This is a genomic window from Streptomyces sp. NPDC001157, assembly GCF_053598255.1.
In genome coordinates this window covers 414,026-438,349 of sequence record NZ_JBSFJW010000006.1, presented here as the reverse complement: position 1 = coordinate 438,349, position 24,324 = coordinate 414,026, and the positions used below count along the sequence as shown (strand labels likewise).

The 24,324-nt window shown below is 70.2% G+C and carries 25 protein-coding genes and 1 pseudogene; 12 read left to right on the top strand and 14 right to left on the bottom strand.

The features are described from left to right. Positions 1 to 11: 11 nt before the first annotated feature. Positions 12 to 458, bottom strand: a pseudogene (locus tag ACWDAG_RS14630) (MmyB family transcriptional regulator); the annotation flags it as partial. A gap of 117 nt (positions 459 to 575) precedes the next feature. Between ACWDAG_RS14630 and ACWDAG_RS14625 the strand changes: the two are divergent. Further along, positions 576 to 1,556, top strand: a complete 981-nt coding sequence (locus ACWDAG_RS14625) for a threonine ammonia-lyase (protein ID WP_450695946.1) — start codon at positions 576 to 578, stop codon at positions 1,554 to 1,556. 52 nt (positions 1,557 to 1,608) lie between these two features. Here ACWDAG_RS14625 and ACWDAG_RS14620 read toward each other — a convergent pair whose 3' ends face one another. Both ACWDAG_RS14620 and rox read right to left on the bottom strand, forming a co-directional pair. Then, positions 1,609 to 3,786 carry an MMPL family transporter gene (locus ACWDAG_RS14620; RefSeq protein WP_450695945.1) on the bottom strand — a complete coding sequence of 726 codons (2,178 nt, stop codon included), beginning with the start codon at positions 3,784 to 3,786 and terminating at the stop codon, positions 1,609 to 1,611. A 478-nt stretch (positions 3,787 to 4,264) separates the two neighbouring features. Then, a complete protein-coding gene (gene rox, locus ACWDAG_RS14615; RefSeq protein WP_450695944.1) occupies positions 4,265 to 5,692 on the bottom strand; it encodes a rifampin monooxygenase in 1,428 nt (475 codons plus the stop codon). Positions 5,693 to 5,775: 83 nt separating this feature from the next. Between rox and ACWDAG_RS14610 the strand changes: the two genes are divergently transcribed. Further along, positions 5,776 to 6,771, top strand: a complete 996-nt coding sequence (locus ACWDAG_RS14610; RefSeq protein ID WP_450695943.1) for a Gfo/Idh/MocA family protein — start codon at positions 5,776 to 5,778, stop codon at positions 6,769 to 6,771. Between the two features lie 21 nt (positions 6,772 to 6,792). Here ACWDAG_RS14610 and ACWDAG_RS14605 read toward each other — a convergent pair whose 3' ends face one another. Then, complete coding sequence (locus tag ACWDAG_RS14605; RefSeq protein ID WP_450695942.1) at positions 6,793 to 6,960, bottom strand: hypothetical protein; 168 nt, start codon at positions 6,958 to 6,960, stop codon at positions 6,793 to 6,795. A gap of 260 nt (positions 6,961 to 7,220) precedes the next feature. Here ACWDAG_RS14605 and ACWDAG_RS14600 point away from each other — a divergent pair, with 260 nt between their 5' ends. The 3 genes from ACWDAG_RS14600 to ACWDAG_RS14590 all read left to right on the top strand — a co-directional run bounded on the left by ACWDAG_RS14600 (position 7,221) and on the right by ACWDAG_RS14590 (position 10,392). Then, positions 7,221 to 8,177, top strand: a complete 957-nt coding sequence (locus ACWDAG_RS14600) for a GlxA family transcriptional regulator (RefSeq protein ID WP_450695941.1) — start codon at positions 7,221 to 7,223, stop codon at positions 8,175 to 8,177. A gap of 120 nt (positions 8,178 to 8,297) precedes the next feature. Continuing rightward, complete coding sequence (gene gap / locus ACWDAG_RS14595) at positions 8,298 to 9,296, top strand: type I glyceraldehyde-3-phosphate dehydrogenase (RefSeq protein ID WP_266951612.1); 999 nt, start codon at positions 8,298 to 8,300, stop codon at positions 9,294 to 9,296. 139 nt (positions 9,297 to 9,435) lie between these two features. Then, positions 9,436 to 10,392, top strand: coding sequence for a hypothetical protein (locus tag ACWDAG_RS14590; RefSeq protein WP_450695940.1), 957 nt, complete (start codon positions 9,436 to 9,438; stop codon positions 10,390 to 10,392). Positions 10,393 to 10,414: 22 nt separating this feature from the next. On the opposite strand, the gene ACWDAG_RS14585 is transcribed toward ACWDAG_RS14590, so the two are convergent. From ACWDAG_RS14585 to ACWDAG_RS14570, 4 genes are all read right to left on the bottom strand, one after another. Further along, the gene (locus ACWDAG_RS14585; protein ID WP_450695939.1) at positions 10,415 to 11,236 is read right to left on the bottom strand and encodes an SAM-dependent methyltransferase; all 822 of its coding nucleotides are present in this window, start codon (positions 11,234 to 11,236) and stop codon (positions 10,415 to 10,417) included. Positions 11,237 to 11,368: 132 nt separating this feature from the next. Beyond that, on the bottom strand, positions 11,369 to 12,604 hold the full coding sequence (locus tag ACWDAG_RS14580) for an alpha/beta hydrolase family protein (protein ID WP_450695938.1): 1,236 nt from the start codon (positions 12,602 to 12,604) through the stop codon (positions 11,369 to 11,371). 118 nt (positions 12,605 to 12,722) lie between these two features. Next, complete coding sequence (locus ACWDAG_RS14575; RefSeq protein ID WP_450695937.1) at positions 12,723 to 13,913, bottom strand: permease; 1,191 nt, start codon at positions 13,911 to 13,913, stop codon at positions 12,723 to 12,725. Positions 13,914 to 14,122: 209 nt separating this feature from the next. After that, positions 14,123 to 14,959: a DUF2182 domain-containing protein gene (locus ACWDAG_RS14570; RefSeq protein ID WP_450695936.1), complete on the bottom strand. Its 837-nt coding sequence runs from the start codon at positions 14,957 to 14,959 to the stop codon at positions 14,123 to 14,125. 143 nt (positions 14,960 to 15,102) lie between these two features. Here ACWDAG_RS14570 and ACWDAG_RS14565 point away from each other — a divergent pair, with 143 nt between their 5' ends. Both ACWDAG_RS14565 and ACWDAG_RS14560 read left to right on the top strand, forming a co-directional pair. Next, the gene (locus tag ACWDAG_RS14565) at positions 15,103 to 15,774 is read left to right on the top strand and encodes an enoyl-CoA hydratase-related protein (RefSeq protein ID WP_450695935.1); all 672 of its coding nucleotides are present in this window, start codon (positions 15,103 to 15,105) and stop codon (positions 15,772 to 15,774) included. A gap of 96 nt (positions 15,775 to 15,870) precedes the next feature. Next, positions 15,871 to 16,473 (top strand): methyltransferase family protein, encoded by a 603-nt coding sequence (locus ACWDAG_RS14560; RefSeq protein WP_450695934.1) that lies wholly within the window; start codon positions 15,871 to 15,873, stop codon positions 16,471 to 16,473. A gap of 9 nt (positions 16,474 to 16,482) precedes the next feature. Here ACWDAG_RS14560 and ACWDAG_RS14555 read toward each other — a convergent pair whose 3' ends face one another. Beyond that, positions 16,483 to 16,905 (bottom strand): winged helix-turn-helix transcriptional regulator, encoded by a 423-nt coding sequence (locus tag ACWDAG_RS14555; protein WP_450695933.1) that lies wholly within the window; start codon positions 16,903 to 16,905, stop codon positions 16,483 to 16,485. An 87-nt stretch (positions 16,906 to 16,992) separates the two neighbouring features. On the opposite strand from ACWDAG_RS14555, the gene ACWDAG_RS14550 reads away from it, so the two are divergent. Next, a complete protein-coding gene (locus ACWDAG_RS14550; protein WP_450695932.1) occupies positions 16,993 to 17,814 on the top strand; it encodes an NAD(P)H-binding protein in 822 nt (273 codons plus the stop codon). 19 nt (positions 17,815 to 17,833) lie between these two features. Here the strand turns inward: ACWDAG_RS14550 and ACWDAG_RS14545 are convergent, their stop codons facing one another. Continuing rightward, positions 17,834 to 18,343 (bottom strand): CGNR zinc finger domain-containing protein, encoded by a 510-nt coding sequence (locus tag ACWDAG_RS14545; RefSeq protein ID WP_450695931.1) that lies wholly within the window; start codon positions 18,341 to 18,343, stop codon positions 17,834 to 17,836. A gap of 37 nt (positions 18,344 to 18,380) precedes the next feature. Here ACWDAG_RS14545 and ACWDAG_RS14540 point away from each other — a divergent pair, with 37 nt between their 5' ends. Further along, entirely contained in the window at positions 18,381 to 19,082 is a 702-nt protein-coding gene (locus ACWDAG_RS14540) for a hypothetical protein (RefSeq protein ID WP_450695930.1), read from the top strand. 323 nt (positions 19,083 to 19,405) lie between these two features. Beyond that, the gene (locus ACWDAG_RS14535) at positions 19,406 to 20,281 is read left to right on the top strand and encodes a phosphotransferase family protein (protein WP_450695981.1); all 876 of its coding nucleotides are present in this window, start codon (positions 19,406 to 19,408) and stop codon (positions 20,279 to 20,281) included. 153 nt (positions 20,282 to 20,434) lie between these two features. On the opposite strand, the gene ACWDAG_RS14530 is transcribed toward ACWDAG_RS14535, so the two are convergent. Genes ACWDAG_RS14530 through ACWDAG_RS14520 form a run of 3 tightly spaced genes read right to left on the bottom strand, consistent with a single transcriptional unit; the run spans position 20,435 to position 21,887 of the window. Further along, entirely contained in the window at positions 20,435 to 20,701 is a 267-nt protein-coding gene (locus tag ACWDAG_RS14530) for a hypothetical protein (RefSeq protein ID WP_450695929.1), read from the bottom strand. A 2-nt stretch (positions 20,702 to 20,703) separates the two neighbouring features. Then, a complete protein-coding gene (locus ACWDAG_RS14525) occupies positions 20,704 to 20,928 on the bottom strand; it encodes an alpha/beta fold hydrolase (protein ID WP_450695928.1) in 225 nt (74 codons plus the stop codon). Between the two features lie 35 nt (positions 20,929 to 20,963). Then, on the bottom strand, positions 20,964 to 21,887 hold the full coding sequence (locus ACWDAG_RS14520; protein ID WP_450695927.1) for an SDR family oxidoreductase: 924 nt from the start codon (positions 21,885 to 21,887) through the stop codon (positions 20,964 to 20,966). An 86-nt stretch (positions 21,888 to 21,973) separates the two neighbouring features. On the opposite strand from ACWDAG_RS14520, the gene ACWDAG_RS14515 reads away from it, so the two are divergent. Further along, complete coding sequence (locus ACWDAG_RS14515) at positions 21,974 to 22,540, top strand: TetR/AcrR family transcriptional regulator (protein ID WP_450695926.1); 567 nt, start codon at positions 21,974 to 21,976, stop codon at positions 22,538 to 22,540. 20 nt (positions 22,541 to 22,560) lie between these two features. On the opposite strand, the gene pstS is transcribed toward ACWDAG_RS14515, so the two are convergent. Continuing rightward, complete coding sequence (gene pstS / locus ACWDAG_RS14510) at positions 22,561 to 23,487, bottom strand: phosphate ABC transporter substrate-binding protein PstS (RefSeq protein WP_450695925.1); 927 nt, start codon at positions 23,485 to 23,487, stop codon at positions 22,561 to 22,563. Here pstS and ACWDAG_RS14505 point away from each other — a divergent pair. Further along, on the top strand, positions 23,462 to 23,698 hold the full coding sequence (locus tag ACWDAG_RS14505) for a hypothetical protein (protein ID WP_450695924.1): 237 nt from the start codon (positions 23,462 to 23,464) through the stop codon (positions 23,696 to 23,698). The genes pstS and ACWDAG_RS14505 overlap by 26 nt on opposite strands. Positions 23,699 to 24,324 lie beyond the last annotated feature (626 nt).

Below are 24,324 nucleotides of genomic sequence, written 5' to 3'. Positions count from 1 at the left end.
TGTGAAGGATCCCGGAAGCGTTCGGGCCGCCCCGGATCCCGGTCGACGACCTGGATCCGGGGCTCGGCCCATTGCCACACGCTGATGCCCGGCGTGCGGGAGAACCGGATCGGCCCTCGGGTGCCGTCGACTGCGACGCGCGGCCAGGACTCGGCGAGGGTGAGCTCGCCGACGACGGGATGGTGGAGGTGCTTGAGGCCGGTGTAGTGCAGGCGCACGTTGTGTTGGGCCCAGGCGGTGCGGAAGTCCTCGCTGCGGGTGACGAGTTCGCCGATGAGATCGGTCAGGGCCTTGTCGTGCGGGTTGCGTCCCGCTTCGGTGCGCAGCAGGGCGACGGTGTTGTTCATCGACTCCTCCCGGTGGAGGCCGAAGAACCCGGGGGCGCGGCGATCGAGGAACTGGAACCGGGCGATGTGCACCGGAGGCTTGCGCCCACCGGCGAACAAGGGGGCGTACAGGGTCCCGGCGGTCCATCTCCCCCTGGGCGTCTTGATGTTCGGTCTGAGTGTGCTGGCGCCGGCCCGGCGCTGATGTGACGGAAAGCGAGGACCGCGGCGGCGCTACCCTGCCGTGTCATGCAGGAGACGCGCCTCGACACCGCTCGGATCAGGGCCGCCCGCCGGATGATCGACCCCGTTTTTCTCGACACTCCGCTGTACCGCTGCGAGGCACTGGGGTCCGCCCTCGGCTGCACGGTGAGCATCAAACTGGAAACGGCGAACCCGGTCCGCAGCTTCAAGGCCCGTGGCACCGAGGTGGTCGCCGGCCTGCTCGCCGGCAACGGTTCGCGCGCCGTGGTGTGCGCCAGCGCGGGCAACCTCGGCCAGGCCCTCGCCTGGTCCGGTCGCGGCCGCGGGCTCGACGTCACCGTCGTGGCCTCCCGCTTCGCGACCGCGGCCAAGCTCGATGGCATCCGCGCCCTGGGCGCCACGCTGGAACTGGTGGACGGCGACCACGAGTTGGCCCGCGAGCGGGCTGCGGCCATCGCGTGCCACGACGGCATCCGGTTGCTCGAGGACAGCCTGGATCTCGAGACCTGCGAGGGCGCGGCGACCATCGGCCTGGAACTGGTGGAGGCGATGCCCTCGTTCGACGCCGTCCTGATTGCTCTCGGCGGCGGAGCGCTGGCCACCGGTGTGGGGCATGTGGTGAAGGCCCTCGCGCCCGAAGCCGAGGTGATCTGCGTCCAGCCGCAGGGCGCACCGGCGATGACCCGTTCGTGGCGCAGCCGGTGCGTCGTCACCACCGACTCGGCCGACACCATCGCGGACGGCGTCGCCGGCCGCTACCCCATCCCGGCCGTCCTGGACGACCTCCTGCTGGTCGCCGACGACGCCGTACTGGTCGAGGAGGTGTCGATCATGGCTGGTATGCGGATGCTCTTCGACCACGCCGGGCTCGTCGTCGAACCGTCGGCGGCGCTCGGCATCGCGGCTCTCCTCGAAGACCGTGATCGCTTCGCGGGCCGACACGTGGTCACCATCGTGTGCGGCAGCAATGTCGACGTGGACGCCTATCACCGCTGGATCGGTGCGGCTCCCCGCCACGGGAGTTGACGTCTGCCGAGCCGTGGAGCCCGGCAGACGTGCCCTCTCACAACTCCGACCGCTAGCTGCGGCGTCCCGCAGGGTCGTGTGCGACCGAGTTCCGGCCATGTACGTCGGACGGTTCGGAACCGTTGGTTCCGGTGCCCGGCTCCGCCCGGTCCCCGTGCCCCGGCCACCACGCCGCGTGGCCGATGAGCGCGGTGAGGCTCGGAGTGAAGAACATCGCCATCACGAAGGCCGCGACCGCGATGCCGAAGGAGACCGCGAAACCCATCTCCGTGAGCAGCGCGTTGCCCGCCAGCATCATCGTGGCGAAGGTCGCCGCCAGGATGAAGCCCGCGGCGGCCACCGTCGGCCCGGCGTGCCGCAGCGCCATGCCGGCCGCCTCACGCGGGTCGCGACCCTCCCGGGCCTCCTCGCGCAGCCGGGCGATCATGAGGATGTTGTAGTCGGTGCCGATGGCGACCACGAAGAGATACATGATCACCGGGAGCATGAACATCAGACCGGAGTGCCCCTGCCCCTCCTGGAAGATCCACACGGTGGCGCCGAGGGTCGCGCCGAAGCCCAGACCCACGGAGGCGATCAGATACCAGGGGGCGACCACGCTGCGCAGCAGCAGCCCCAGGATGACCATGATCAGGGCGGCGGCTACGGGAAAGACCGTCCGGTAGTCGTGGTTGACCGCGGTGTTGATGTCCTTGTAGATCGAGGACATGCCGCCGACGAGGGCCTCGGTGCCGTCGGGGGCGTCGGCGTGTGCGATGTCACGCACCTTGCCCACGGCGTCGATCGCCTTGTCCGTCGAGGCCTCGTACTTCAGCGTGACGGTGAAGTCGGCGGTCGAGCCGTCCTTGCTCACCTGGGACATCCGGGCGCTCGCCACGCCGTCCACGGCCCCGAGCTTCGACGCGTAGGCGCTGAAGCCGGCCTTGTCGAGGGGCTTGCCGTCGGTGCTGGACAGATAGACGTCGGTGGGGGCGGCGGCGCCCGCCGAGTACGCCTTCTGCATCTCGTCCTGGACGACCATGGACTCCTTGGTCTTGGGCATAGAGCCCGACGCCAGGTCGAACGTGGCCTTGTAGCCGAACGTCCCGAGCGTCAGCGCGATCAGGACCAGGCCGGATGCCACCGCGGTGAGCGCCGGGCGGCGCTGCACACCCCGGCCGAGTGCGGCGAACCGGGCGTTGTCCGGCTCCCGCTGCCAGGACTTCGAGGGCCAGAAGACCTTCGGCCCGATGAGTGACACCACGGCCGGGATCAGGGTCAGGCCCGCGACCAGGGTGGCGGCGACCGCGATGGCGAGCGCCGGGCCCATCTGCTTGAGGAAGCCCAGCGTGGACAGCGCCAGCGCGAGGAAGGCGATGACGACCGCTCCGGCGGCCGAGGCGATGGCCTCGCCGACCCGGGCGACCGCGTTGACCATGGCCTGCTTGGGTTCGTCGCCGGCGCGCAGACGTTCCCGGTAGCGGAACATCAGGAACAGGAAGTAGTCCGTACCCACGCCGAACAGGACCACGATCAGGATCGACGAGATCGAGCTGTTGGCCTGCAGGTCGAACAGCTTGGTGGCGTACGCGATCAGCCCGTTGGCGATCGCCGACACCAGGCCGATCAGGACCAGGGGGAGTACGGCCAGGATCGGTGCCCGGAAGATGATCAGCAGGGTCACCAGAATGATCACGAAGGTGCCGATACCGATCAGGGCCTGACCGCGCTTGGACGAGTCCTGCTGGTCGAGGGCTTGTGCGGCGGAGCCGCCGAGCTTGACGTCGAGATGCGTGCCCTTGGCCAGCGCCTTGACGTCCTCGCGTAACACCTTTGCCGCGTCGGCCTGTTTGGGCTGGCCGGCGTTCTTGCTGTCCATCTGGACCAGGGTCAGGTCATACCTGCCGTCCTTGGACGGCTGGCCGGGGACGACCTTCTGCACCTGGTCGATGTGCTTCTTGCCCAGCTCGGTGGTGATCCGGGCGACATCCTGCTTGTCCTCGGCGGTCAGCCTGCCGCCGTCGGTGCGCTGGTACAGCGCGATCGCGGACGGGGTGAAGGCGCTGGGGAACGCCCTCTCCTGGAGATCCGCCGCTTTGATCGACTCGTAACTCTTCGGCAGAAAGCTGCTCTCGTCACTGTTCGAGGGCAGGCTCGGCGCGGTGGCGACGATCGCCACCGCCGCGATCAGCCATGCCACGATCGTCCAGACGGGATGTCGGACGACCGTGGTGCCAATACGTCGGAACATGCGGAAGGTCCTCCTGGATAGGAAGATCACCGCAGCCCGGGGAGCGGTCCCTGGCATCGGCGACCCCGACCGGCGCGCATCCAACGAGCCGGTCGAATGGTTGTCTTGGGCTCCTATGGTAGTGATCGGCGCACATCGGCCCCTCAAGGATCGGTGGTGGCGGGTCGGCCAATTCCCCACGCTTTTCGGCCCGTTGCCCGTCCGGCCTGCTCAACGCCGCGGCCGGGCCCAGGAGATGCCGAGCTCACGGCTTTGTGCCACACCCCGTCCAGCACTTCAGGCCGAAGCGGCACCGCCCTTCTGTACGGCCGCCACAAGGGTGTCGAGCTGCCCGCGGACTCGGGCGGCGGTGACATGGTCGAACTAGTCGGCTCTGGCGGTGGCGGCGGAAAGGATCTCCGCCGGGACGGACCAGGAAGGACGGTAGGACTCGCCTTCCTCAAGCCGGGATCGCCTCCGTCCGCGGCGGCGGCCGCGCTCACCTCACGGCCGCACCGAACCACTTGGGCAGTCGGCCGAGCAGATCCCGCTGATCGTCACCGACCCACGCCACATGACCGTCCGGCCGCAGCAGGACCGCGGGTACCTCCAGCTCCTCGCTGTGGTCGACGACGTGGTCGACCCGGTCCGCCCAGCCCGCCACCGAGAGCCGGCCGGTCCGGTCGAGCAGCAGCCCGCGGCCGCCGTGCATCAGCTCGTAGAGGCGCCCCCGCTTCAGTTGTACGTCCCGCAGGCGCCGGCCGAGGAGTTCGTGGCCCTCGCCGAAGTCGTAGTGGATCCCGATCGCGGTGATCTTCTCGATCAGGTACCGGTTCACCTCCTCGAAGTCCATCAGCTGCGACAGCAGCCGGCGCACGGCCTGCGGGCCGGGCTCCGTGGACATCAGCTCCATCTGCGCGCGGGTGTTGTCCAGCACGTCGGCGGCCACCGGGTGGCGTTCGGCGTGGTAGCTGTCCAGCAGCCCCTCCGGTGCCCAGCCGCCCACCTCGGCGGCAAGTTTCCAGCCGAGGTTGAACGCGTCCTGGATGCCGAGGTTGAGACCCTGGCCGCCGGTCGGCGGATGGATGTGCGCCGCGTCGCCCGCCAGCAGCACCCGGCCCACCCGGTAGCGCTCGGCCTGCCGGGTGGCGTCGCCGAAGCGGGACAGCCAGCGCGGTGAGTGCACCCCGAGGTCGGTGCCGGCGACCGCGCGCAGACGTTGCTTGAACTCCTCGAAGCTCGGCGCGACCGCACGGTCCGCGGCCAACCCCTCGGCGGGCACGACGACGCGGAACACTCCGTCCCCGAAGGGCCCGACGCCGAACCGCTTCTGGGTCCTGCGGACTTCGGCCGTCACGGCGGCCACCTCCTCCGGCGGCGCGGCCACCTCCATCTCACCCAGCAGTGTCTCGACCCTGCTGGGCTCGCCGGGGAAGCCGACGCCGAGCAGCTTCCGCACCGTGCTGCGGCCACCGTCGCAGCCGACGAGGTACCGCGAGCGCAGCCGGGTGCCGTCGGCCAGTTCAGCAGTCACCCCGTCCTCGTCCTGGCTCAGCCCGACCAGCTCGCAGCCGCGCCGGATCTCGGCGCCGAGCTCGATCGCGTGCTCCGCCAGCAGACGGTCGGTGGTGGGCTGGGGGATGCCGAGAAGGTAGGCATGCGCGGAGTCCAGCCTGCCGGACCAGGGCTTGTCGATGGCGGCGAAGCCGCCGACCCTGTCGTGGCGCCGTCCGTGCGCGAGGAACCGCTCCAGCAGACCGCGCTGGTCCATCACCTCGATACTGCGCACATGCAGACCGAGGGCGCGCACATACCGGGCCGGCTCCGTCTCCTTCTCCAGCACGACCACGTGTACGCGGTGCAGCCGCAACTCGCCCGCCAGCATCAAGCCGGTCGGGCCGCCCCCGGCAATGATCACGTCGATCATGAACCCCCCCTGTGTGCTTTCGATTCAGAGTGGCAGGTACAACGGCAGGCACATACTCACGCACTACGGAAGGGCACAAGCCCATGACAGGAACACGCCCCGTCCGCTGGGGTGTCCTCGCCACCGGTGGCATCGCCCACTCCTTCGCCGAGGATCTGCGCCTGATCCCCGACGACGCCGAACTCGTCGCCGTGGGCTCCCGTAGCGCCGACGCCGCCCACAGATTCGCCGACCGGCACGGCATAGCCCGCGCTCACGGCAGCTGGCAGGACCTGGCCGTGGATCCCGAGGTGGACGTCGTGTACGTCGCCACCCCGCACTCGGCCCATCGCGCGGCGGCCGCGCTCTGCCTGGAGGCCGGAAAGGCCGTGCTGTGCGAGAAGCCGCTCACCCTCAACCTCGCCCAGGCGCAGGACCTGGTGACGATCGCCCGCAAGCAGAACGTCTTCCTCATGGAGGCGATGTGGACGTACGTCAACCCCGCCGTGCTGCGCATGCGGGAGCTGATCGCCGACGGTGCGATCGGTGAAGTCCGCTCCGTCCACGCCGACTTCAGCATCGCCCTGCCCTACGACGCCACACACCGCCTGCACGACCCGGCCCAGGGCGGCGGCGCCGTGCTCGACCTCGGCGTCTACCCCGTCTCCTTCGCCCACCTGCTGCTGGGCGCCCCCGACGCCGTCTCGGCCTGGGCGCACCTGAACCCGCAAGGAGTCGACGACAACACCGGCATCCTGCTCGGTTACGGCAGCGGGGCCGTCGCGGTGCTCTCCTGCTCCCTGGGCACCCAGACGGCACAGCATGCCTCGGTCAACGGCACCCTCGGCCGCATAGAGTTCGCCCGCGACTTCTTCCACGCGGGCGGCTTCGCCCTGCACCGCCAGGGCCATGAGCCCGAGGAGATCCGCCTGCCGGACTCCCCGGGCAACGGCTACACCCACGAGGCACTGGAGGTCGCCCGCTGCCTGCGCGCCGGCCTCACCGAGTCGCCGTACGTCCCCCTGGACGGCACACTCGCGGTCATGGCGACCCTGGACGCCGTACGCGCGAGCATCGGAGTCCGCTACCCGGGCGAGTAAGTCACCTCACCAGGCGGTACTTCAAGTGGGTGGCGAGGGGCGTGTCGGCGTGTCGACCACGCGGACGGGTTCGGGCTTGCGCCGCACGGCGCCCAGACCCTCGGAGAGCCGCAGTGCGTCTTCGAGGAGGGCGGGCACGACGTGCAGTGGCAACTCGTCGATGAGTCCCGCTGCGAGGTACCGCTGCACGGTGCTCGCCCCGCCCGCGATGTCGACGCCCTCCTTGAGGGTTCTCCTCCCCGCCGGTCATGCCCCGTGGACGCGCAGTTCGCGCGGTCCACCCGCACCCGTCGCCCTGGCCCGCGCCGGGCAGATGAATACGGCGCTGCACGCTTCCGCAGCCGTTCACCTCGAAGGAGAGCTGGTTGTCCGCCATGTCCCCGTGCAGTCGTACGACCCCGCCGACGCAGATGATCAGGCCTGCCCCGCACCCCTCGTACCCTGATCCCGTGCCGACCTCCCGCCTCCACCGCGTCGCCGTCCTGGTCCTCGAAGGCGCGAAGCCACTCGATGTCGGCATTCCCGCGCAGGTGTTCACGACCCGCGCGAGCATGCCGTACGAGGTGCGGGTGTGCGGGGCGGCACCCGGGCTGGTGACCGGCGGCGACGGGCTGGCGTACCACGTCGCGGACGGGCTCGACGCGCTCGCCTGGGCCGACATCGTGTTCGTGCCGGGCTACCGGTTCCCCGACCGGGAGGACCCGCCGCCGGCCGTCGTCGACGCGCTCATCGCCGCCCATGAGCGGGGCGCGCGCCTCGCCGCCATCTCCACGGGTGCCTTCGCGCTCGCCGCCACCGGCCTGCTCGACGGCAAACGCGCCACGACGCACTGGCACTACACGCGGGCCCTCGCGGAGAAGCATCCGCTGGTCCAGGTCGACGAGAACGTCCTGTTCGTCGACGAGGGCAGCGTGCTCACCTCGGCCGGCGCCGCCTCCGGCATCGACCTGTGCCTGCACATCCTGCGCGGCGACCTCGGCGTGGCCGCCTCCAACCACGCGGCCCGGCGCCTGGTCGCGGCCCCCTACCGCAGCGGCGGCCAGGCGCAGTACGTGCCGCGCAGCGTGCCCGAGCCGCTCGGCGAGCGCTTCGCCGCCACCCGCGAGTGGGCCCTGCACCGGCTCGACGAACCCCTCAGCCTCGACACCCTCGCCGAGCACGCCGCGGTCTCACCGCGCACCTTCTCGCGGCGCTTCGTCGAGGACACCGGATACACGCCGATGCAGTGGGTCATGCGCGCCCGCATCGACCTGGCCCGTGAGTTGCTCGAACGCTCCGAGCGCAGCGTCGAGCAGATCGCCAATGACGTGGGCCTGGGCACCGGCGCCAATCTGCGCATGCACTTCCAGCGCATCCTCGGGACCACACCGAGCGAGTACCGGCGCACCTTCACCCGAGGCGAATAGCCCCCCGGTGGCTGGCGCGATCCTTTCGAACCATGGCGCTCACGCCACGGTCGGCCGCGGGCCGTGCACGCGAGGCTGGTGGTGAACCCAGACGAGCCGCAGAGACACCAAGGGGTATTCATGACTCGCGTCGCCATCAACGGATTCGGTCGCATCGGACGGAACGTCCTGCGCGCCCTGCTGGAACGCGACAGCACCATCGAGATCGTCGCCGTGAACGACCTCACCGAGCCTGCCACCCTCGCCCGGCTCCTCGCCTACGACTCCACGGCCGGCCGCCTCGGCCGCCCGGTGACCGTCGACGGCGACACCCTCGTCGTCGACGGCCGGCGCATCAAGGTCCTCGCCGAACGCGACCCGGCACAGCTGCCCTGGGCCGAGCTCGGCGTCGACGTGGCCCTGGAGTCCACCGGCCGCTTCACCTCGGCCAAGGCCGCCCGCGCGCACCTCGACGCGGGCGCGAGGAAGGTCCTCGTCAGCGCACCGTCGGACGGCGCCGACGTCACCCTCGCCTACGGCGTCAACACCGATGCGTACGATCCCGAGCTGCACACCATCGTCTCGAACGCCTCCTGCACGACCAACGCGCTCGCCCCGCTCGCCGCCGTCCTCGACGAACTCGCGGGTATCGAGCACGGCTTCATGACCACGGTGCACGCCTACACGCAGGAGCAGAACCTCCAGGACGGCCCGCACCGGGATGCGCGCCGCGCCCGCGCCGCCGGCATCAACATCGTGCCCACCACGACGGGCGCCGCCAAGGCGATCGGCCTGGTGCTGCCCGGCCTGGACGGCAAGCTGTCCGGCGACTCGATCCGCGTACCCGTTCCGGTGGGCTCGATCGTCGAGCTCAACACCACGGTCGCCCGCGACGTCACCCGGGACGACGTACTGGCGGCCTACCGTGCCGCTGCCGAGGGCCCGCTGGCCGGCGTCCTCGAGTACTCCGACGACCCGCTGGTGTCGTCCGACATCACCGGCAACCCGGCCTCCTCCATCTTCGACTCGGCCCTCACCCGCGTCGACGGCCGCCACATCAAGGTGGTCGCCTGGTACGACAACGAGTGGGGCTTCTCCAACCGGGTGATCGACACGCTGGAGCTCCTCGCGGCCGGCTGACCGGCGCCCGCCGCCCTCGCCTCGGCCGGGTGAGGGCGGCCGGGCACGTCCGGGTATGCGATACCTGTGATGCGGCTGTGACCCGGAACTGTGGCCTCCACCACGGCCTGCCCTCGCAGGCCCCTGATGAGCTGGCCCGATGCGCCCAGCCACCCCCCTCTTACTGACCCTGGCCGCGGCCCTCGCCCTCGCGGGGTGCGGACAGCCGTCCGGCTCGCCAGCACCCGAGGCCCACCCCACCTCGTCGAACGACCCGCGGTTCCTGCCGCTGGCCGCGTACGACCTGTCCGACGACGGACACACCGTCGGCACCGCCCGCTGGACGCTCGCCAAGCAGTGCATGGTCCGCCTCGGGTTCGAGGACCTGAAGGACCTCGACATCGACCCCCTGCCCGACTGGCCCCAACGCCCGGCGGGCACAGGTGTGTTCACGGCCGTCGCATTCGCCGACGACGACTTCCGCTACGGCATCCAGGACCCCCGTCAGGCCGCGCGCTACGGCTATCAGGCGGCCCGGGCCGAGTACGAGCGCCGCTACCCCGCGAAGAAGTGGTCCCTCTCCCAATACCTCGCGCTCACCGGCGAGTTCTTCGGAGACGATCCGAAGTCCGTCCACGGCCACCGCATCCCGCGCCGCGGCTGTCTCGGCGAGGCGGACCGTGCGATCTACGGCGGCAACCCGCAGGACCGCCGGGACCCGGTGCTGGAACTGGAGTCCAGGAGCCTTCAGCAGGGCATGAAGGACCCCGTCTGGAAGCAGGCGGACAAGGCGTGGGCGGCCTGCATGCGCAAAGCGGGATACCACTACGCCACACCCAGGGACGCCGAGATCGGCGAGGACCGTCAGCGCGCGGAGCTGGAGGCACGCATCTCCGTGCGGCCCCAACCCGGCGCACCCTCGGCCCTGGAGAAGCAGACGGCAACGGCCGACGCCCGCTGCAAGCAGCGGACCGGCTATGTACACGCCGTGCACGCCGTCGACGTACGCATCCAGGACCAGCTCATCGCCGAGAACCGGCCGAAGCTGGAGAAGCAGCGCCGCTGGAACCGCGACGCCGTCCGCAAGGCCCACGACATCCTCGACGGCCGGTCGTGACGACCGGCCCTGAAAGGCCGCCTCAGGGCTTGCGCGCCACCCCGCAGAACTGCGTCACGTCGACGATCTCGCCGACCTCGGGCTGCTGTGCGCGCCAGCGAGAGCACGACACCACGCCCGGCTCCAGCAGTTCCAGACCGTCGAAGAAGCGCAGCAACTGCTCGCGGCTGCGGAGTCTCATCGGCGCCGAGCCCTGCTCGTTCCAGCTGGCCACGGCCGCCGTCATGGCTTCCGTGTGGACCTCGGCCGTGGGATGGGCGAGCGCCAGATAGCTGCCGGACGGCAGGGCGGCGACGAGCCGGTCGACGATCTCGTACGCCTGCTCGTCGTCGCTCACGAACTGCATGATGCCCAGCAGCATGAGCGCCACCGGCTGGGTGAAGTTCAGCGTCCGGGCGGCGCCTTCGAGGATCGGGCCGGGTTCGTGGACGTCGCCGTCCAGATAGTCCGTGACGCCCTCGGGACTGCTGGTGAGCAGGGCCTGGGCGTGCACCAGGACCAGTGGGTCGTTGTCCACGTAGACGATCCGGGTCGCGGGGGCCAGCCGCTGGGCGACCTCGTGCGTGTTGTCAGCGGTGGGCAGGCCGGTGCCCAGGTCGAGGAACTGGCGGATGCCCGCCTCGCCGACCAGATGGCGCACCGCACGGCCCAGGAACGCCCGGTCGGCCCGGGCGGAGTCGACGATCTCCGGGAAGTACTCCAGGACTTGGTCGCCCATGGCGCGGTCGGGGGCGTAGTTGTCCTTGCCGCCCAGCCAGTAGTTCCACACCCGTGCCGAATGCGGGGTGGTCAGGTCCAGCCGCGCGAGCACGGCCTCACGGTCGGTGGCCGCTTCCTCGGTCATGACACGCTCCTCGTCCTGGACCGGCGGCCCCCTCGACCACCGCCCCGTCGCGCCTGCGGGCAAGCGACAACGTAGCGGGGTGTATCGGTTCAGGCCACCGATTCCCGGATCTCGACAGCCGCCGCTCAGCTCTCAGAAGTACCGTGCTTCCGTACGGCAGCCGGACGTCCCGTCCCACAGCCCGTCGTCGTCCCGGCCGCGCAGCCAGCGGTCGAAGAAGGCGGCGACGTAGGCCCGTTGGGCGGTGATCGCATGCCGCGGGGCGATGGTGCCGATGTTCTCCACGACGGTCTTGCGGGGCAGGCCGAGCCGCCGGGCGATCTGCGGGACGATCGCTTCGGCGTCGGTGTACGTGGCGTGTTGCGCGCCCCGCAGGCTCAGGCCCCGGTGCCGGCCGCGGCTGTTCCGCCACAGGGCCTGCCAGGACGGCACCGTGCCGAGGTCGTTGCCGTCCTTGCCGATCAGCAGGAAGGGGCGGTCGAGGCCGTCGGCGGCGACGGTGGAGAGGTTGCCGGGGGTGCCGTCGTCCTGGACGTATGCGAGCACACCGTCCAGGTTGGCCGCTGCGGCGAGGCGCGGGTCGTCGTGCATGGCCTGCAGGGCGGTGAAGCCGCCTGCCGACTGGCCGAACATGCCGATGCGGCCGAAGTCCAGCCTGCCGCACAGGACTTGGGGCAACGCCCCCGGCAGTGCGTCGAGGAGGAAGCGGGTGTCGGCCACGCGTACGGCCATGGTCTTCTTCAACAGGGCGGTGATGCGCTGCTGGTCCGGGTACGCCTTGTCGAACTCCGCGGGCAGAACCGAGTGTTCGACGCGGCCGTCGGGGAACTGGACGGCGGAGGCGTCATAGGTGTGATCGAGGGTCACCACGGCGTAGCCCCGGGAGGCGAGGTCGTCGCAGAGGGTGGTGCCCAGGGAGCGCGGGTCCCCGGCACCGGGGGAGTAGCAGACGACCGGGAACGGACCACCGGTTCGATCGGCCGGGGCGCCTTCGTGAGCGTGCGTGCGGGTGGCCGCCCAGTCGACCCGGCTGCTCGGCACATCGGTGAGGTTGTTGAGGGCCGCGAATCCGGTGGCCTCGCCGGGAAGCATCTGCGGTGCGACCGGACACCCGCGGACGGTCCGGGCCGGATAGCGGATGCTGATCATGAGTTCCCGGTACGGCTGCGACGCGACCCAGGGATCGGCACGCGAGGTATCGACGAGGCGCAGCGCGACCGTCCCCACGGGATACGGGCCGCTGGGCGCGGGCAACCTCAGCCGGACCGGCCCGGCCGCCCGCGGCTCGGCGGCCGCCGCTCGTGCCGGGACGGCGGACACCGCGAGTGCTGCAATGGCCGACTGCATGACGGCGCGACGGGTCTGCATGCCTGAACTCCCTTGCCTGTACGGGTGAAATGACCACGTACAGACTCATGGAGCGGCCCGGTTGCCGACCATCCGGCAGACCGGTCGATGCGCATGGGGGTTATCCCACAGGCCCTTCTCACATCTCGCGCGGGGCCTGGGTATGGGTGTGCCCGTGTCCGTGCTCCTGCTCCCCGGTGTCGGGTGAGCCGCCCATCATCCGCAGCATGGCCGGGCCGCCGGTGCGCCAGAACCGTACGAGCAGGGTCGCGGCCAGCAGCAGGAAGACGAGGTTGAGCCAGGTCGTGTAGTTCCAGGTGATCCCCTCCTCGGGGATCGTGGCATCGGCCTGGTCGGGGATCAGGCCGAGCCCGCCGAACACGAACTCGACGATGTATCCGGCGACGGCCATCGCGGTGAAGAAGGTGCCCAGGAGGAAGACGGCCGTCCGGGCGCCGTAGTACTTCCGGTAGATGTTCAGGATGGGGAGGATCAGCAGGTCGGCGTAGATGAAGGCGATCACCCCGCCGAAGCTGATGCCGCCCTTCCACAGCACCACGGCCAGCGGCACGTTGCCGATCGAGCAGACGAACGTGGCGATGGCCACCAGCGGTCCGACCAGCGGGCCGATCAGTTTGGCGGCGAGCGGATGGTCCGCCAGGAAGAACGTGCGCCAGAACTCGTCCGGCACCCAGGCCGCGATCGCCCCCGCGATCAGCAGCCCCGCCACCAGGTCCCGCAGGATCGCCGCCCACTCCATGACGAAGATGTGCGACACGGACGTGAAGCCGGCCCGGGAGAACAGGCGTCGAGCGAAGCCGCCCTCCGTCCGCACCGACATGTCCATGGCCGCGTGGCCCTCCATCGACCCCGCGATCCCGCGCTCGGCCTGCTCCCGCGCCCGGCGCAGCAGCCGCTCGCGCAGGAACAGGCGGAACAGCACGGCGAGTACGACGATCATGATCGGTCCGCCGACGAACTCGGCGGCCGTGAACTGCCAGCCCATGAGCAACGCGAGGATCACGCCGAGTTCCACGACCAGATTGGTGGAGGCGATCTCGAACGCCATCGCCGCCGTGAAGTTCGCGCCCTTGCGGAACAGCGAACGGGCCAGGGCCACGGCCGCGTACGAGCAGGACGACGAGGCCGCCCCCAGCCCGGCCGCCAGGGCGAGGGTGCGCGTCCGGTCGTCACCCAGCAGCCGCACGACCGTCGACCGGCGCACCACCGCCTGCACCACGGCCGACAAGGCGAAACCGAGGATCAGCGCCCAAGTGACCTCCCAGGTCATCGACCCGGCAATGGACAACGCGTGGCCGATCGCTTCCACAGGGCACCTGCTTCTCTTTTCGTCGGGTCCGGAATGACGTACCGCGGTATGCCGACATGTAACGGACGACGCTCGCCGCCATCATCGTCGGAAATGGCCCAGGTCGTACTGGTCGTGGACAACTCGGCCAGTACGGAAGGAGACAAGCGGGCTTCTTCGGCTGCCGACGGGCGCCTGACGGGCCGTACGCCCTTCGAGGGGCAGGTGAGTCACATGCCGTCCGTCGACGGCATCGACCCGTGCAGCCCCGGCAGCAGCCAGTCCTGGAACAAGGCGAGTACGGCGAGCACGAGGAAGGCGACACCCACGGCCCGCACGAGCAGCGGACCACGGGACCACAGTTTCTCGACGAAGATCACCACGGCCAGCCCGGCCATCGCCGCCACGTTCATCACGCCGAGCGGGATCAGGACGACCATCAGCCCCGCGCAGCAGCCGACGCAGTACGTGCCGTGATGGACGCCCACCCGAAGGTCTCGGGCCGGCCGGCGGAATCCGGAGTAGCGCACCAGGTGGCTCAGGGGGTCGCGGCAGTGCCGCAGACAGACGTACTTGAGGGGGCCGAGCTGATACAGGCCGGCAAGCAGGAACGCCACCGAGCCGATCCAGCGTCCGGCGGTCGGATGGTCGTCCACCAGGCGGCCGGTGAGGGCCAGGGCCGCGTAGGCGAGCAGTCCGAACGCGGTCCACACCAACAGATACCCGCCGACGAACTCGACGGTGCGCACGGCTCGCGTCCAGCCGGAGGACTGCCGGCCGATGCCCCTCACCCAGGTGATGGCCACCGGTGCCATGGACGGCAGCATCATGGCCGCCATCATCGTCACCCACAGCAGCAGGAACAGCGGCAGCGCCATCCCCATCGTGCCGGGCTCGACCCCCATGTCCCGGGCCTGCCCGATGGTCAGCGCCCAGGCGGGGATGGTGATCAGGACGACCAGAAGCCAGGCGACCGCCAGATCCCGCGTCGGCAGCAGGCCTCCGCCCGGTCCGGTCGGCGCGGGTGACCGGGCGGATGCGAGGGCGGAAGTGCGGATGTGAGGCATCGGCGTGCTCTTCTGCAGGCACTTCCAGGAGAGCACGCCGCCGTCGGAGGCGCCAGCGCCCGTCGTGCCGGCCCTTGCAGGTTCTACGGCACACGGCATAAGTTACCTGTCGGTAGTAAAGGTGAGTGCCCGAGGGAGCCGCCATGCCCGTACTCGACCGCCACGACGACGTCTACGTCCTCGACCTCGGCGACGGCGAGAACCGCTTCCACCCCGACTGGATCTCCGCCGTCGACGCCGCCCTGGACGAGGTGGAGAAGGCGGAGGGGCCCCGCGCGCTGGTGACCGCTGCCACGGGCAAGTTCTACTCCAACGGCCTCGACCTGGACTGGCTGTTCGCGCACACAGACCAGCACCAGGACTACGTCGTCTCCGTGCACGCGCTCTTCGCCCGGCTGCTGTCCCTGCCGGTGGTCACCGTGGCCGCGCTGCAGGGGCACACCTTCGCCGCCGGAGCCATGTTCTCCCTGGCCCACGACTTCCGTGTGATGCGCGCCGACCGTGGCTTCTGGTGCCTGCCCGAGGCCGACATCAACATCCCCTTCACGCCCGGCATGTCCGCCCTCATCCAGTCCCGCCTCGCGCCGCGGACCGCCCACGAGGCCATGGTCACCGCCCGCCGCTACGGCGGCCACGACGCCCTGGCCGCCGGCATCGTCGACCACGCCGTCGCCGAGGACGCCGTACGGACGACGGCCCTCGCCCTCGCCCAGCCCCTGACCGCCAAGGCGGGCGACACCCTCGCCACCATCAGGACCCGTATGTACGCACCAGCCCTCGCCGCCCTGCGCGACACGGCCAACCCCCTGGGCTGACCGCACGGGCTCAGCCGCCTCAGCCCGTGGGTGGAGGTCTCTCCATCGACCCGTGGGTGGTGGTGATCCACTGGGTGCGCGGAGCAGGCTTGAGGCATGGGTTCACTCCACTCGGCGCTCGTGGCTCTCACCGGTGTCTGCGTCCTGGTCTTCGTCGCGGCCTGGATCGTCGGCGCCGTCTACTTCGGCGTGAAGCGCCAGGCCGGCCTGCGCGGCTGGGTGCACGGGCTTCGGCGTGCGTTGCCTCGCCGGATTCTCCTGATCGCGGGCGCCCTTGCCTTGTCCACGCTGCTCCGTCACTCGCGGGATTTCTGGCGCCATCTCCAGTTCTGGCAGCCCGAACTCGCCCTCCTGGGCGCTCTGCTCGCCGTCGCCTCCACCGCGTTGCTGCTGTGGGCCCGATGGGTCCTGGGCACGATGTGGGCCGGCGTCCCGATGGTCCGGGACCACCACGAGCTGCGCACCGACGGGCCCTACCGGCTGGTCCGCCACCCCATCTACACCGGCCTCCTCGCCCTGATCCTGGGCTCCATGCTCGCGTGCGGCTTCGGAGTCTGGATCGCCTTGATGGTGGTCTCCATACCGTGGCTGCTGCGCCGCGTCCGGATCGAAGACGGCCTCATGGCCGGCCAGTTCGGCACTTCCTACGACGCCTACCGGGCGCGGGTCCCGGCGCTGATCCCTCACATGCGCCGATGACGGCTCTCGTCAGCGGATGTCGTGGTCGGGGTGGGCCCGGTCGTACGCGTGCCGTGCGTCGGCGATGACGGCACGATGTGCGAGGGACCAGTCGGCGAGCGCCTTGACCAAGTGGGTCAGGCCGGTCCCCGTCTCGGTCAGACGGTAGTCGACCTGGGCCGGGACACTCGGGTAGACGGTGCGCAGTACGAGGCCGTCGCGTTCGAGCCTGCGCACGGTGAGGGTGAGCATGCGCTGGGAGATGCCGTCGATGGCGCGCTGCAGTTCGCGGAACCGCCGCGGACCACCCGCGAGTTCGACGATCACGAGCACCGACCACTTGTCCCCGATGCGGTCCAGGACGTCGCGGATGCCGCAGTCGGGGTGGTCCTCGCGCCCGCAGGGCTCGAGGTCGGCAGGGGTCGTGGTTACCCCGGTGTGCGTGAGTGACATCGAACTGCCTTCTTGTGGGCGGTGGTTGTGCGGTCAAGGATCAAGCTTAGTTACGGATGAGAACCACGACGGAAGACTGTGACTGACATGATCTTGGTGACCGGAGCGAACGGGAACCTCGGCGCGGCCACTCTTGCGGCCCTGCGTGCTCGTGGTGTCCTCGCGAGCGGCGGCAGCCGCACGCCGGGCGCGGGGATGCGACGCCTCGACTTCGACGACCATGGGGGCCTCGACCTCGCCGGTGTGTCGACCCTGGTGCTGATCTCCGCCGGTTACGGCGAGGACGACCAGGTCGTCGGACGGCATGGGGCAGTGCTCGACGCCGCCGTCCGGGACGGCGTCCAGCACATCGTCTACACGAGCCTGACCGGGGCCGGCGACCACCTCGGTTTCGCCCTCGCGCACCGGGCGACCGAACGCCTTGTCCGGGCAAGCGGTCTGCCGTGGACCATCCTGCGCAACGGTCTCTACGCCGAACTCTTCGGCGGTCTGCTCATGTGGGCGGGCAACGGTGTGGAGACGGCGTTCGGGGACGGCGCCCTGGCCGCCGTCGCGCGAGAGGATCTCGCCGATGCCGCGGCGATCGTCGCGTCGGATCCGGCACCGCACAGCGGTCGCGTCTACGACCTGGTCGGCACGCCGGTCACGGCGGGGCAGGTGGCGGAACGGCTCGGGGTCCCGCACCGTGCCATCAGCCTGGGCGAATACCGGCGCAGACTCCTTGACGAGACACCGGGGCTGCTGCCGTTCCAGCCACCCATGCTCGCCTCGATAGCCACGGCCATCCGGCACGGCTTCCTGAACGGCACCACCCCCGACCTCACGGACCTCCTCGGCCGCCCGGCCCGCGACCCACTGACCACGGCCGCCGCAGCCACAACCGCCACAAGACCGGAAGCAAGCCTTTAGCGACAAGCGCCACTTTTGCTCAGCCCGTGGCCTTGCGGCGCGCGCGGTAGGCGGCGACGGTGGTCCGGCTTGCGCAGGCGTTCGAGCAGAAGCGCCGGGTGCGGTTGCGGGAGTCGTCGACGTAGAAGCGGCCGCAGGCAGCGGCACGGCAGCGGCCGATCGTCACCGCCGGGTCCCCGCAGACGACGTGCGCGAGAGCGGCGGCGCAGCTCCGCCCCAGCCAGCTCACGGCATCCTCGCCGTCCGGAGCGAAGTGCAGGTGCGCAGCGCCTTCCCCGTCGTGGTCGTCGACCCGGATCAGCGGTGGGTGCCGTTCCAACAGGGTGTTCACGGAGGCGATCGGCCCACCCTGGGAGGCGGCCTCCACGGCATCGCGCAGTCCGGGCAGGAAGGCAGCGAGGCGCCGGTCGTCCGGCTCCGCGATCCGGTGCTGGCGGAACATCTCCTGGCGCAGCCCGCTCGGAACGTCGCCGTTGACGATCTCGACCGCCAGCCGCGTCAGATTCCCGATGTAGTCGACGTAACGCACTTGACCACCTACCTCCCCTGCTTGAAGAGTAGGCACCATGACTACTGATGCCGCCTACATGATGGATCGTGGAGTCGCCGTCGCGCGAATGCTGCACCGCATGGGCCGGTGGGACGAGGCGCTCTCCGTGCTGCCCACCGACGCACGCGCGGAGCGGGCCGAGATCCTGGTGGACCGCCACTGGTGGCGGCTGGAGGGCGCCGCGGCGGCCGAAGAGGCGGTCGAGGCGCTCGTACCGTACGACCCGGTGCTCGCCGGATATCTCGATGCACAGGTGCGCTACGCCCGGTTGCTGTTCGACCTGAACCCACGCTCCGAAGATCTGCAACAGGCCCGGGAGGCCTTCACCGCCGCCACGGCCGACGCACGACTGGCCGGTTGGTCAACGTTCTGGCTCGGGGTGCTCACGGAGAACATCGACGACGATCCCGACGCGGCCGGACCGGCCTACCGACAGGCGCTGGCTCAGGCCCGGGAACGGGATGACGCGCTGCTCGAGTCGTACGCCACCCGCCACATCGGCGCCCAACTCCTGGAGCAGGATCCCGAGCAGGGCATCACGCTGCTGCGTCGCTCCTACTACCTGCGGGCATCCCTCGGTGCCCGTCCGCAGACCGCAGCGGCGGCCCTCACCCTCGCCGGCGAACTGCCCCCCGGAGCCGAGGCCGACCAGCTCCGCGAGACGGCCCGCCTGACCGCCCGCGAACTGAAACTGACCTGGCTGCTACGCGCGCTCTGATCCGGCTCCAACTCGTCACCGAGGGGCCGGAATCAGAGGGGCCGAACTCGCCGAACAGGAAGCCGCAAACCGGTGTTGAGGGATCGTACTTCTGCCCGGTCGGTGCCTCGGCAGGTCCGCGGCCACCGCCGGCGAAACAAACCCGTCGCCCGCGCATCCCTGCTCGCGTAAGGTGCGCGGATTGTCGTGACGAAGGGGCGGTTCAGGACGTGGGGCTCGGGGCGGCGACGCGGGAGCAGTTGGCGAGTGCGGCGCGGGACGCGCTCGGCGCCGGGCGGCGGCTGGAGGCCACCCAGCGGATCGCGGGCGGCAGCAAGAAGGGCGTGTACCGCCTGGTGATGGACGACGCAACGACGGCGATCGCCTACCTGTGGGACGACGCCGAGAACTACTGGCCGACGGCCGAGGGCGACGAGGACCTCACCGACCCGTTCTCACCCGGTCTCGGACTCGACCTGTTCGAGGCTGCGCACGCGCGGCTGGACGCGCTCGGCGTCCGCGTCCCGGCGATCCGACTGGTCGACCGCGACGGTGCCCACTGTCCTGCCGACCTGGCGATCGTCGAGGACGTCCCGGGCGAGAGCCTGGAGGAACTGCTCGCACGCGATCCCGGAGCGGCTGCCCCGGTCATGACCCGCCTGGGGGAGGCGTTGGAGGCGATGCGCCGTCATCGGGCTCCCGGCTACGGGAAGGTGGCCGTAATCGAAGCAGGCGGAACGTCACGCGGGACGTCGTGCGAGGGCGTCGTACTGGAGCGGGCCCTGCGGGACCTCGCCGAGGCGGCATCGCGAGACCCGCGGATCGCAGCAGCCCGCGAGCGACTGGAGGAGCGGCTGCTGGGCCTGGCGGCGGCGGTCCGGCCACGCTCGCAGTACGCGGTCGTACACGGCGAACTGGGCGCGGATCATGTGCTGGTGGACCCGGACGGAAACCCGGTGTTGATCGACATCGAGGGCACCATGTACTTCGATGTCGAGTGGGAGCACGTCTTTCTGCGGATCCGCCTGCACGACGCCTACGGGACGTTGACGGCCGACGGACTGGACGAGGACCGGCTCGCGCTCTACCTGCTGGCCCAGCGGCTCTCGCTGACGGCGGGACCGCTGCGGCTCCTCGACGGCGACTTCCCCGACCGGTCGTCCATGGCGGGCATCGCCGAGCACAACCTGAAACAGGCGCTGGAACTGATCCGCACCTGAACGCCCTTGGCATCCCGCCCCGTTCTGCCCGTCCTCCCGTCGGGTATGCCGCTCAATGGTCAGCGAGGAACTACAGGATCACCGCGCCGGTGCCAAGCGGCAGCGCCGCGGCCAACTGGTCGGATGGGGCGGCGCGTTCGTCATCGGCGCCGATCACCACCAGCGTCGGCGCCTGGATGCGGCCGAGCGGTCCATCGGCGTGGCGACGACCGAATCCAGTACGTGCAGCAGGGCGACCGGATCCGCGCCACCGGACCGGAGCCACTGCCCGGCCTGCTCCTCCGGCGTGCCCGGCTCGAACGAACCCGGCCCGGCGAACACCCGCCGCAGAAATGATTCCGCCCCGCCGAGGCCGAGCACCTGACGCAGCCCTTGGCCTGCGACCACCGCCCGACCCGGTGTCGCACCGCGCACCAGCATCCTCACCACCACGCGTGCCCCGAGTGAATATCCCCCGAGGTCGTAGTCGTCCAGCGCGAGATGGCCGAGGAGCCGAGGAGCGCGAGGCCGTCCTCGGCCAGTACGTCGGGCGGACGGCAGGCAGCGTCATCAGGCTTGGCGCTCTGCCCGTGCCCACGGAGATCCGGCATGATCACGCGGCGTCCGTGGGCCGCGAACGTCTCGGCATGGCCGTAGCGCAGCAACATCGTCGAGTCCCCGGCCCGGTTGTACGGCCGCTTGGTCAGGAGGCGGTGGCGGGGGCGTGGAAATAGTGGCCCTTGTCGAGGTCATCGAGGAGGCCGGGGCCGGTGGGCTGCCAGTTCAGCAGTTCGCGGGTCCGGGTGCTGGACGCCGGGACGTCGAGTGCCAGGAAGCCGCCCAGCCAGGCGAAGTGTTCCACCGCGGCCTCGGGGGCAACCGAGGACACCGGCACATCGAGGTGACGGCCGATCACCTCGGCGATGTCGCGGATCGGGACGCCTTCCTCCGCGACACCGTGCAGCACCGCGCCCGCGGGGGCCTTCTCGACTGCCAGGCGGAACAGCCGTGCGGCATCGAGACGGTGGACGGCCGGCCAGCGGTTGGCGCCGTCGCCGACATGGCCGGAGACCCCCTTTTCCCGGGCGATGGCGACCAGGGTCGCCATGAACCCGTTGTCTCCGTCGCCGTGGCAGGTCGGAGACAGCCGCACCACGGATGAGCGCACTCCGCGCGAGGCAAGCGCGAGCACCGCCGAGGCGGTGGCCGAACGTATGGACACCGGCGAGCCCTCGACCGCGGGCATGTCCCGCTCGGTCGACACCTGCCCCGGCTTGAGGCCGGCCAGCCCGGAGGCGAGGACAAAGGGACGGTCGGTGCCGGACAGCGCCTCGCCGAGGGTGTCGACGGCGCGGCGGTCCGCTTCGGCGGCGGCCTGGAAGTCGCCGGAGAAGGCCAGGTCGTGCTTGAAGGCGAGGTGGACCACCCCGTCCGACGCGGCGGCGGCGCCGGCCAGGACGTCGAGGTCGTCGACGGTGCCGCGGACCACGTCCGCCCCGGCGGCGGTGAGAGCGGCGGCAGAGGCGTCGGATCGGGCGAGCCCGACGACCTGATGCCCGGCGTCCAGGAGTTCGGGAACGAGGGCGGAGCCGATCCAGCCGGACGCGCCGGTTACGAAGATGCGCATGGGAGAGCCCCAAAACTGTCGATGTCAGTGACTGTCATCGACGCTAGCATGTGATGTCAGGGGCTGTCATCACGTAGGATCTGCTCATGGGTAGATGGGAGCCGAACGCGCGCGAACGCCTGGCGGAAGCGGCGTTGGAGCTCTACGGCGAGCGCGGCTACGAACAGACCACGGTGGCGGAGATCGCCAAACGGGCCGGCCTCACCGAGCGGACCTTCTTCCGGCACTACGCCGACAAGCGCGAGGTGCTGTTCGGCGGTTCCAGTGCGTTGCAGGAGCTGTTTGTGAACGCGGTCGCCGAGGCTCCGCAGTCCGCGCCCCCGATCGACGCGGTCGCGGCGGGCCTCGAAGCGGTCTCCGCCGTGTTCGTCGGCCGCCACGGACACTCCCGGCGGCGACACGCCGTCATCGTGGCGAACGCCGTACTCCAGGAGCGCGAGCTGATCAAGCTCGCCTCACTGGCGGCCGCCCTCGCCGATGCCCTGGGCCGACGCGGCGTGCCGGAGCCGGCCGCAAGCCTGACCGCCGAAGCGGGGGTCGCCGTCTTCAAGATCGGCTTCGAGCGCTGGGTAGAGGCGGCCGAGGAATGCGCGATGGCGCAGTTCATGCGGGAGTCACTGAAAGAGCTCAAGGCCGTGACCGCGGGCGGCTGAAGCCTGACGGTCTCGTCGGGTCAGGACAGACCGTTGATCTTGCTGCGCACCTGGTTCACGATGGTGGCCGGCAGCGTCGCGTAGCCCTCGAAGCTCAGGTCCTGCTGGCCCTGCACGCCGGCGATGTACGTCAGGAACGCCTTCGTTGCGGGCCACGTGGCCGGCTTGTTGCCCTTGTTGCAGACGATCTCGTACGTGACCATGTCGATCGGGTACGCGCCCGGGGTCTTGGTCGCGTAGTCGAGCTTGAGCACGAGGTCGTCACCGGTGCCGACGATCTTGGCCGTCGAGATCGCCTTGGAGGCCGTGAAAACACTGGCGTCGACGGGAGTCTTGGCGCCGGTGTCGATCGAGACCGTGGGAATGCCTCGGGCGATCGCGTACGACAGCTCGACATAGCCGATCGAACCCACCGTCTTCTTCACCTGATCGACGAGGCCCGAGGACTTCTTGGCCGACTGGCCGCCCTGGGCCTGCCACTCCTTGCTGTGCCCGTGCGGCCAGGAGCTCGGTGCGGCGGCGCTCAGGTAGGAGGTGAAGTTGTCCGTCGTGCCGGAGGAGTCGGAGCGGTGAGACGCCCGGATCGACGTCGACGGCAGCTTGGCGGCGGGGTTGAGTTTCGCGATCGCCGGATCGTTCCACTTCGTGATCCGGGAGTCGAAGACCTTGGCGAGCGTGGAGGCGTCCAGGATCAGTTTCCTGACTCCCGGCAGGTTGTAAGCGATGGCGATCGGGCCGCCGAGTGTCGGTAGGTGGACGGCCTGGCCGCCGTTGGAACAGACGCTCTTGGACTGGGTGAACTGGGCGGCGCTCAGTGCGGAGTCGGAACCCGCGAAGGCGGTTTTGCCCTGCAGGAAATCGGTCTGGCCGGCGCCGGAGCCGTTGCCCTCGTAGCTGATCCGAGTGCCGGGGCAGGCTCGCGTGAAGTTCTTGATCCAGAACTTCATCGCGAACTCCTGCGCAGTCGAGCCGGAAGCCGACACATGGGCCGCCTTGCCGCACTTGACGCCGCTGGCGGCCGTGGTGGTCGGCGCGGCGGTCCTGGACGATCCGCTGGACGTCCCGGAGCTGTCGCTGGAGCCGCAGGCCGTCAGGAGCAAGGCGCCGGAGACAACCGCCGAGCCGACCGCGAGCGTGCGCAGCCTGCTCTTCCGCTGAGGCTTCACTCTTCGGTGCTCCTTGCCTGTGGGCGGCCGGAATCGGCGCAGCGGAGGGGTTGATGACCGTGGGTCAGGTGGCGGTCACGGCCCGCACCTTCGAGGAACTATACGCACCAAAGCGGACATCTTCGGTAATGGTCTCCTCGGGCTGGAGCTGATTGCGGGGGCGGTGTCATGCCGCCGAGGTGCGGATCGGGTGGAGTGGCGACCGCCGGCTTCTGAATGTGGCGGCTCATGAATCCGTCCCGGCTCGAACTCTCGCGGCCACCGGGCCAACTGGCCTCCCGCGCTACACCATCCGGTGGCTTATGGCCGCCAGAGCGTTATTCATGTCTCCGATTTTCTGATCATTCCACTATCCGGCTCTTGGTACTGACCGGCCGTCACGAAGCCCCGAACCGAGTCGAGGAGAGTGGAGAAGATGACGAAATCGCCGCGATGGCGATCCGTTCTGACGCCAGCTGTCATGGCTGCCGCACTTGGCGCTGCCGCGCTGTCGAACGCGGGAACCGCCTACGCCCAGGACCTCACCACCCCGCACCCGCCGTCCCCGGCACCGCCCGCCTATCCGGAACATCCGGGGAAGCCTGCGTATCCGGAGCAGCCTGCCCATCCTCAGCAGCC